The organism is Gordonibacter sp., from assembly GCF_036667095.1.
In the GTDB taxonomy this organism is placed as follows: Bacteria; Actinomycetota; Coriobacteriia; order Coriobacteriales; family Eggerthellaceae; genus Gordonibacter.
The window spans coordinates 1-9446 of the sequence record NZ_JAVWUP010000102.1; the positions used below are offsets into that span (position 1 = coordinate 1).

General features: G+C 59.6%; 5 protein-coding genes and 1 pseudogene. 2 read left to right on the forward strand and 4 right to left on the reverse strand.

Annotated elements, in window-relative coordinates:
• Both RR842_RS09405 and RR842_RS09410 read right to left on the reverse strand, forming a co-directional pair.
• Nucleotides 1-253: pseudogene (locus RR842_RS09405) on the reverse strand (hypothetical protein); the annotation flags it as partial.
• 264 nt (nucleotides 254-517) lie between these two features.
• Nucleotides 518-1483: an NAD(+)/NADH kinase gene (locus tag RR842_RS09410; RefSeq protein ID WP_332514086.1), complete on the reverse strand. Its 966-nt coding sequence runs from the start codon at nucleotides 1481-1483 to the stop codon at nucleotides 518-520.
• A 67-nt stretch (nucleotides 1484-1550) separates the two neighbouring features.
• Here RR842_RS09410 and RR842_RS09415 point away from each other — a divergent pair, with 67 nt between their 5' ends.
• Nucleotides 1551-3707, forward strand: coding sequence for a lipid II flippase MurJ (locus RR842_RS09415; RefSeq protein ID WP_332729573.1), 2157 nt, complete (start codon nucleotides 1551-1553; stop codon nucleotides 3705-3707).
• 40 nt (nucleotides 3708-3747) lie between these two features.
• On the opposite strand, the gene RR842_RS09420 is transcribed toward RR842_RS09415, so the two are convergent.
• Nucleotides 3748-5943 carry a lectin like domain-containing protein gene (locus tag RR842_RS09420; protein ID WP_332729574.1) on the reverse strand — a complete coding sequence of 732 codons (2196 nt, stop codon included), beginning with the start codon at nucleotides 5941-5943 and terminating at the stop codon, nucleotides 3748-3750.
• Between the two features lie 230 nt (nucleotides 5944-6173).
• Between RR842_RS09420 and RR842_RS09425 the strand changes: the two genes are divergently transcribed.
• Nucleotides 6174-6986: a LytTR family transcriptional regulator DNA-binding domain-containing protein gene (locus RR842_RS09425; protein ID WP_332521522.1), complete on the forward strand. Its 813-nt coding sequence runs from the start codon at nucleotides 6174-6176 to the stop codon at nucleotides 6984-6986.
• 237 nt (nucleotides 6987-7223) lie between these two features.
• On the opposite strand, the gene asnB is transcribed toward RR842_RS09425, so the two are convergent.
• Nucleotides 7224-9185: an asparagine synthase (glutamine-hydrolyzing) gene (gene asnB, locus RR842_RS09430; RefSeq protein ID WP_332514093.1), complete on the reverse strand. Its 1962-nt coding sequence runs from the start codon at nucleotides 9183-9185 to the stop codon at nucleotides 7224-7226.
• Nucleotides 9186-9446: the final 261 nt, after the last annotated feature.

Sequence of the window (9446 nt, forward strand, 5' to 3'; positions counted from 1 at the left end):
CCGTCGAAGATGAACTTGTGGCTGTGGTGGGTTCCGCGCTTGTCGATGCGGAGGACGTTTGCCCCCGGGCTACGCCCTCAGATGCTTCTGTGACTGAAGGCTGGTCGGCAGATGCCGGATCAGAAGCGAGATTCGAACCATTCTGACCAGCTGCATCGGCGGCATGTTCGCCACCCGTCTGCTGCTGAGAAGATTGCGGTTCGTTTTCGTCTACTGGAAAGCTCTGCATGCTCTGGTCGTCTTGCTTGCTCATACGTAAACTCCTTGGCTGCAAAGTTCCGAAAAGATTTCTGGAACTCCCTATACAAGATACGACAAGAAATTGGGTAAGTCAATAACTAACTTGTGCACTAAAAAGGATGGGCGACCTATTGAATAGTACCTGTTGAATGATAGTTTTTTACCGTATGTGCCAAGCTAATTATCTTCGTTTGGAGAGCATCTGCACAAGATCTTTTGTGCACCTTTGATACTATTCAGCAAACATATAGAAAACCTTCTTCTGCCAAAAGGCACATCAGAAGAACACCTTGGCGGCATGCTCGTAAAAACCCTCGTGCTGATAGCGCAGCAACGTAGTGGGCACGTCGCCGCGACGCACGTACACGCGACGCACGGCGCGGTCGAACTGCACTAGCTCTCCGTCGGCGAACAGCGTCGCATCGCGCGGGTCCCGGTTGTCAGATAAATCCATCTCCACCACGTCGCTCGATGCGGTGACGATGGCGCGCGAATGCAGCGTATGCGGTGCCAAGGGCACCACAACCAAACCCGAGAATCCGGGCGATACCAACGGTCCGCCCGCGGAGAGCGCATAGGCCGTCGATCCGGTGGCCGTGGCCACCACCAAACCGTCGCCGCGCATATTGGCAACATGGGCACCCGCAATATCCAAACCGAAGTCGATAATGCGACCGTTTGCCCCGCGCGTAACGGCCAGCTCGTTTAGCGCAAAGAACGTGCGAGCCTGGGGGCCGCAGGGGAAACCGGAGGGCGTGCAAGCGACCTCATCATCCACCGTGAACGTTCCTTCCTCCCCTTCGTCACCGAAAGCCGAACTCGCCTGCTCGTCGTCGGCCCACGGGTCGGACTCGCCCTCGCATACCACGTCGATGCGCAGGTTCGTACGCTGCTCGGCCACCACGTCGCCGGACAGGGCGGCCGCCATGATGGACACCACGCCCTCTTCGCTGGAGTTCGCAAGGAATCCCAGTCGTCCGAAATTGATGCCCAAGATAGGCACGCCCGAGGTTCCGATCTGGCGGGCGGTACGCAGGATGGTGCCGTCTCCGCCTAGCACCACAGCCATCTGCACATCGGCCGCCAGCGCGTCGTTGAGTGCGTCGTGGTCGCAGCGCCACGACAAATCGGACGAGTCCACCAGCGTGAAACCTGCACCCTGGGTAGCCAGGTACGTGGCCAGCAGCAACGATGCGTCTACGGCCGGCGAGTTGGAATTATTGCGTACGATGACGATGTGCATGAGGGTCTTCTTTCCCGGTTTGCTATGATGGGGCCATTATATCCGATGCGCCAGAAAGCGTCTGTCCATGTCCGACAAGCTCGCACGAGCTCAACATACGCGCATTCCCGACCCTGCGCTGCCGACGTCCCAGCCGACCCCGCCCGCCGAGACACCCTCGCGCACGGCCCCGTCGCATGCACGTCCGGCCGACCCGGGCTCCACCTCGGAGATCCGTGTGGGAGGTCGGCATGCCGGGCTGGACCGCACCGCTATCGCCGCCGCCGTGGCAAAGCGGGTCATGCCCAAACCCGAGCCACGCATCGACCCCGCAAGCGCCAAAGGGCTCCTGCGCACCGCCGCGCCGGGCGAGACGTCCGAGATACACATCGGCGGGAGCCACGCGGGACGTGACCGCACCGTACTGCGTGACCCCTTCGAGCCCCAGACGCCCGACCCGCGCGAACGCTCGGCGCACGCGGACGGCGACGCATACCGCACACGCGCCGAGCGGGCCGCCTTCCCTGGCTCGACCTCGGAGCTTCCCATCATCAGCAAGCATGCCGGCTCAGACCGCACCGCCCTGCAGGCGGCTCCGACCGTGCTTCCCGTGCAAGAGGCCGATTCCGAGCTAGGGCCCGAGGACGCCACGGCTGCCGTAGGGTCGTCGGCAGCGCTTATCAGCATCTGCGTGATGATCTCGCGCATCACCGGCTTCGCGCGCACGTGGGTCATGGCGTTTGCGCTGGGATCGACGCTCCTGTCCAGCTCGTACCAAGTGGCGAACAACCTGCCCAACCAACTCTACGAGCTGGTGGTGGGCGGTATGCTGGTCACGGCGTTTCTGCCCGTGTATATGTCGATCAAGAAGAGGCTAGGGCAGAAGGCGGGCAACGAATACGCCTCGAACCTGCTCACCATCGTGGTGCTGTTCTTGGGGCTGGTATCCGCCCTGTGCATCGCCTTCCCTTCGGTGGCCATCTACACGCAGAGCTTCTACTCCGACCAAAACGAGATGGCGCAATCGGTGTTCTTCTTCCAGTTCTTCGCCATCCAGATCGTGCTGTACGGCGCAACCGCCATCGTGTCGGGGCTTCTGAACGCGAACCGCGACTACTTATGGTCGTCCATCGCGCCGGTGGCGAACAACGTCATCGTCATCGTCACGTTCGTACTGTACGCGGTGGTGGCGCCACACGACCAGCAGCTGGCGCTCTACCTCATCGCCTTCGGCAACCCGCTCGGCGTGTTCGTGCAGCTAGCCATCCAACTGCCCGCACTGAAGAAGAACGGTATTCGCGTACGCCCGCGCATCAACTTCCGCGACCCGGCGCTACGCGAGACGCTGGGCATTGGCGTGCCGGCCGTGTTCGTCATGCTGTGCTCGCTTGTGGTGGTATCGGTGCAGAACGCAGCATCGTACGGCTTCGCCGACAACGGGCCGTCCGTCCTGCTGTACGCACGCCAGTGGTTCACGCTCCCCTATGCGTTTCTGGCGGTGCCCATCACTACCGCCATGTTCACCGAGCTGGCCGACATGCAGGCCGAAGGCAACATCGAGGGCGTGAAGCGCGGCATCATCGGCGGCACCAACCAGATACTGTTCTTCATGATCCCGTTCGCGTTGTACCTGATGGTGTTCGCTCTGCCGTTGGTGTCGCTGTACCATGCGGGCGCGTTCACCATGGACAACGTCTCATCCATCGCCACATACATGTCGGTGCTGGCGTTCGCGTTGCCCGTGTACGGCGTGAACACGTATTTGCAGAAGATATTCTCGAGTCTGCGGAAGATGGGTGTGTTCGCGGCGTTCAATTTCATGGCAGGCGCGGTACAGATCAGCCTGACCATGTACGGCGCAGCAAACGTCGATCGCTTCCCCATCGAGATCATCGCCGTAGCCGAGGTGCTGTTCTACGTGGTAGCCGACCTGTGCCTGTTCATCTACCTGCGGCGGCATCTGGGAGCGTTCGGCTTGCGCTCGGTAGTGAAGGCCGTTTTCAGCGGCGTGGTGTTCGGTGGCCTGGGCGCGGCGGCGGGTGGCGGCGTGCTGTACGCTCTGACCACCTTCGTGGCACCACTGTCAGGCTCGATTCCGCAGGCGCTCGCCTATGTGATGGCCGGCGGCATCGTGGCGCTGGCCATCACTTTCGGGTTGTCTATCAAGCTGCGCGTGCCGGAGGCGGCGTTCGTCGGCAACATCTTCGCCAAGGTAGGACGCAGGCTGGGACGCGGACGCAGCTAGCCGGACCCACGAAGCCCTTGCCAAACAGAGCGCCTACTTGCTATTTGGCACGCTGTTTCCTACGCAAGCACGCCCCTGCCATCGCAAGCGTCCCACATGCCAGAAGAACACCCAGCGAAGCGGCTCCCGTAGCAGACGAAGAAGCGTCGCCTGTGGAAGCCAGCGGTCCCTTAGCGCCGGACTGCCCACCCGTTGGTGTGGTGGTCTCGGGCACCACCGGAGCGACGGGCTTCTTTCCCAGCGAGAGAAGGTAGGTGATGGTCGAGCCTTCTTCCTTCTCCATACCGGCAGGCACGTCCTGGCCCATGACCCTGCCCGCCTCGACGGTATCGGAATAGGCAGCCTCTCCCGCCTTACCCTGGAAGCCGACTTTTCCCAGAGCTGCCAAAGCCTCGGCTTCGGTCAGGTTGCCCAAATCGGGAACAATCGCAGTGGTCGGAGGAAGTGGATCGGCGTACGCTTTCAGGGCGAAGTTGTCATAGTCGAAAATATTTGAACCTGGACCCTGTTGCGCCGCGGCAGCTTTGATCTCCGCGATACCGTCCGCCCAGTCATCCCATGTCCCGCTCTGGGTGTTGAAGGAATAACTCTCTCCTTTGTTTACGACGCCTACCGCATACTTGTTGTACCCGATGCCTTGAGCCCGAAGGTGTTCCATGCCTGCCTTGTTCACGCTTCTGTCCACCAGCATGTCATAACCCGCAGCGGTCTTCTCCGTAACCACCACCGCGTAATGCTGGCCAGCCTTAACGGGGTAACCCTCGCCCAGCGAGAGGCGATGGTATCCGCCGTACGGATACGTTTCGACCTTTTCGGCCAAAAGCTTCCCGTCGGCAGGGTTCGCGTAATTGTCGTTGAGCAGGTAAAGCTGGTAGGTCACTTCGGTATCGGGAGATGCCGTTTCGCAAGAAAGCGAGCGAATATTCTGATTCTCCTGCGCCTCAAATACGTTCGCCATCGACAGGGGGGCCTCGTTGGTGATCGAGAACACGCCCGAAGACGGCATGAAGTCGTACTGGTCGATGAGATAGTACTCCGCACCTTGACCGGCGTTGGCAGTATCGAACTCGAAGGTTTCAGGAGCGCTGATGCTCATATCGTAATACGAAAGATAGAAATACCCCGCACCGTCCACACCCCAGCCCGACGGATTGCAATTCGGAGAATCGGCACCCTTCGAACCCCAGCTGTTCTTGACGATCCAGGCACCGTTCTCGGAAGGTTTATGCTCCGCAAGGAAGTTATCCTTCGAGTAAGTATCATCCCATCCGACAATGGTGACCCCGTGGGTTATTCCTGCATTCTTGTCGTACGTATAATGAGCCCAGGTATCGGTATTGATGTACTTGGGGGGAGTGGTTTGTCCAGGCCGAGAAGAGTCGGCGCAAAAGGCGATCTCGACAGCGCGTCCCGCGTTCAACTCCTGCTTGATGGCGTTGGTTCCCGTTTCGTTGTATAAGTATTCTCCAGCGCCGTTGCGCCCTGCGGGCGTAGGCAAGATGGAACTTTCCTCAAGTTCGAACACCTGGCCGAAACGCAGGCTTTCGTCTACCGACCAGTCTCCCTCCTCGGAGTAGTGCCAGTAGCCGTTGGACAAATTCGCCTTGGAGCCCTCTTTGTTCCGATACGGCACATCCGCCTCGCTCATCACGCCAATACCGGACGAGAACACGGAGGTTGCCGTGAAGGGCATGCCGCCCTCGTTGAGGACAGTCTTGGGATCGGAAGTGAAATTCCCTGCTGCATCCACGGGATGATTACCTTCGCCCGACTGGGAGCCCGAGCCTTCGGGAAGCGGCATGTAGCTAAACCAGGCCGTGTGTAGCTCCGAAAGATCAAGCGCGCCGTCGGCAACATTCAGGCCCAGATCGCTCATGATGCTGGCTTCCGCGGCCGCAATGGCTCCGAAGCTCCAGCAGGTGCCCCAGGGGTTCTGGAACTTTACCGGGGTAATCACGCCCTCGCCCACCAGGCTGTACGTGTCATCGAAAACGGCCCCGTTGCGCGCAAGCGCGCCCGGTTCGCCGTCGTAGGCATCGGTGCCTTCAAGCTCGTCCATGTTACCCGTCGCCTGAAAGCGCGCAATCGCGTCGTCCGCTTTTTCCACGAACCCGTCGACGACGGCATTGCCGCCTGTCGAAGGACTCCCCCACGCCACAACAGGGCACAGACCCACTGCCAGCACCCCTGAAAGTACGAGCGCAGCAAGCCGCTTGCCAACCATACTCAAATCCATAACCGCCCCTTCTCGAGCTCCTTCGCACCGCCCCTTCAGCGCAGCCGTTGCGTTTTGCCTTTGTTTTCCCAACTCTGTGCAAGCATACGAGAACGAGATACCGAGAAACAAGGCGTACGTCGCTTATAGGTGATCAACGGGAACAAGCGTTGACAAGCAGGAAAATTTCTTTGCCGCACCCCCGCTCGCTCGCCACCGCCCCTATAATGAAAGTCGGAGAAAGGAACCTTATGAGCGAAACCCCCCTTGCCACCGAGCATGACATCATCTTGAAAAGCCGCGAGGTCATTCATCGCTTCTACCGCCGAGACATCAAGCCCATTGCGGAGATGATTGATGAGCGGTTCGTATGGATAGGTGCTTACGAGTTCCAGTATCTTGTGGGGCGAAATGCCTTTCTTGAGTCGATCAAAAGCGAAAGCGCGGAGGACCCTGTCTCCCTTTCGCAGGAAGAGTATCGTCTTTTGGCCCACAAGCAGAACCTCTGGGTCGTGTACGGACGATTCACCGCCACCATCCAACAGGAAGACGGCTCCTTCTTGATGGCGAAAATACGCAATACGTTCGTATGGCAGCAGCAGGAAAACCGGCTTATGCTCCTGCATATTCACGGCTCACACGCACGTGACGTGCCCTTAGAGTACGACGGAGTACCGCCGTCTTCATTCTCCGAAGACAAAGCATGGTTCGATAGCCTTCGCGAGGTGGACCGCAGCGTCGGACCCACGCGGCGGCTGAGCTTCCGCACCATCGAGGGCGACTATCGCTTCCTTCTCCCTTCGGAAATACGCTACGTGAAAGCGCACGAAAAGCTCTGCACCGTGCATACCCAAGACGAATCGTTCCAAACGCGCTGCTCGCTCAAGGAGCTCCAAGGGGAAAGCCCTTTGTTCTTGCTCATACACCGCAGCCATCTGGTGAACGCACGCGAGATTGCCTCGGTGCGGCGCTACACCGCACGGCTCGCCGACGGCACGCTGCTTCCCGTAAGCAAGGAACACTACCTGGACATACGCGACCACCTGCAAGCACAACGCCACTGATGACGTTGGCGGAGGTCTTGTCCCCCACTTGCGGGAGAGTAGGTCAGACTAGATAGAATTCTTTGAGAAGTCTTACCAGAAGCGGGTGAAGCGACCAGAGAACCGTCAAAGGCATCTCCCGGTGACCCCTTGCGAAGCACTCTAACAAGCCCCAGAACAGTACCACCCCGACAGTGAAAACGCCTCGGGTTATTTCGTCCAAGGCGTTTTCTGTATTCCGTAAAGGTCAATAGCCCCCTACGCCACCTGCGTCTTAGGCGCCAGCTTCTTCGACGACTCGCCGAAGAACACCTCGTACCAGCACAGGAAGCAGTAGATGTTCCAAATGCGCATCATCTTAAGCTTGCTGCGACCCTCCACCGTGGAGAAGTCGGCGGATTTGTGATCGTCGAGCATCTGCACCAGATAATCGACGTTGAAGAACTCGTGCGCGGCCTCGCCCGTGAACGCCACCTTGATGCGGTCGTAGTACTCGTCGGTCTGCAGCCACACGGTCAGCGGCGTGATGAAGGGCTGCTTGGGCATGTTGGCCACTTTCTTCTGGAAGCCCAGCTTGCTCGCGGCCACGCGCAGGGCGTACTTGGCGTGTTCATCGGTCACGCGGCAGGCCGTGGGCAGCTGCAGCGCCACGTCGAGCACCTTCTTGTCCAAGAACGGCACGCGCAGCTCGAGTGATTGGGACATGGACATCTTGTCGGCCTTCAGGCAGATGTCAAAGGGCATATAGCTGACCATGTCCACGTACTGCGTGGCCGTGATGATATCGAGGTTCTGGTCGGCCACCGCGTCGAAGTGCGGCTTGCACCATTCCCACGGCTTGCAAGGACCCTCGTAGTTGCGCAACACGTTCGGGATCTCGTCCCACATGTAGTTCATGGACGCGCGCTGGTAGCTCTTCTCCGGCCCGCCCGAACCGCGCATAGCGAAACGCCGGCCATGGAACGGCGGCAGCTTCTCGGCCACGGCACCCGCAGCGGCACGCAGGGGACGCGGCACCTTGAAGTACTTCTCGAACTCGTACTGGTCGTGGTAGATCCAGTAGCCGCCGAACAGCTCGTCGGCACCCTCGCCCGACTGCACCACCTTCACCTGCTCGCGCGCCAACTTGCTCACGAAGAACAGGGGGATGGCGCTCGGCGCGCCCAAAGGCTCGTCCATGTGGTACTGCTCGGTGGGCACGATGTCGAGGAACTCACGTGCGCTCACCTTGGTTTGGAAGTTCGGCAGGTTGGCCCACTCGGCGAACGCAGTGGCGTCATCCAGCTCGTTTAGCTTGATCTCGAAGTCCGACTGGGCGGCGATCTGCGCCATTTTGTCCTCGCAGCCGATGTCATAGCCCACCGAGAACGTCTTGATGTCGGGAGCATGCTGGCCCATGCAGTACGCAGCCAACGATGAGTCGATGCCACCGGACAAGAAGCTGCCTATCTCCACGTCGGCGATCTCATGCGCCGCCACCGACTCGTCGAACGCCTCGGTGATGACTTCGGCCCACTCGTCAAGGTTCTTCGAATCGTCAATCTTATAGGTGATCTTGTAGTAGCACTCCGTGCGCATCTGGCCGCCCTCGAACACCATGAAGTGGCCGGGCAGCAGCTTGTGCACATCCTTGAACATCGTCTCGGAGTTGTTCATGTACTCGAAGCACAAATACTGCGGAAGCTGCTCGCGGTTGAGCTCTTTCTTGAACAAGGGATGCGCCAGAAACGCCTTGATCTCGCTGCCGTAGATAAGGCGCTCGCCGGCCTGCTGGTAGTAGAACGGCTTCACGCCGAACAGGTCGCGCGCGCACACCAGGCGCTGGTTCGGCGCGTCCCAGATGGCAATGGCGAACATGCCACGCAGGCGCTCGAACACGTCAGTCCCCCACGCCTCGAAGCCGTGCACGATGGTCTCGGTGTCGCCGTTGGTGACGAACTCGTAGCCCAACGCTTCCAGCTCGGCGCGCAGCTCTTGGAAGTTGTATATCTCGCCGTTAAACGTGACCGTCACGCTGCCGTCGGCGTTTTGCATGGGTTGGTGGCTGCCCTCAAGGTCGATGATGGACAGACGGCGAAAGCCCATGGCGATGCCGTCGTCCACGAAGAAACCCTCGTCGTCGGGCCCTCGGTGGGCAATGCGATCGGCCATGTCCTTGACGATGGCCGCGTTGGTGTTCTGGTCGTAGTCGACCGCGGTGAATCCCACGAATCCGCACATAGAGAAATGCTCCTGTTCCACTGGCCGCATAGAACCCGCCAAGTTCGGCGCAACACCTGCAACCACCTCGAAAGTATCTAGAGCATGATACGACACGCACCCTCGAAAACCGTAGATTCACAAGGGAAAATCGCATTTGAAAAGCCATACCACGAACCAAGACGCGCAAGCAGAACGACCGCCCGGATGCTTACTCCACCATCTCTCGGATGTTTGCTTCACCATCTCCCGGATGTTTGCTTCACCATCTCCCGGATGTTT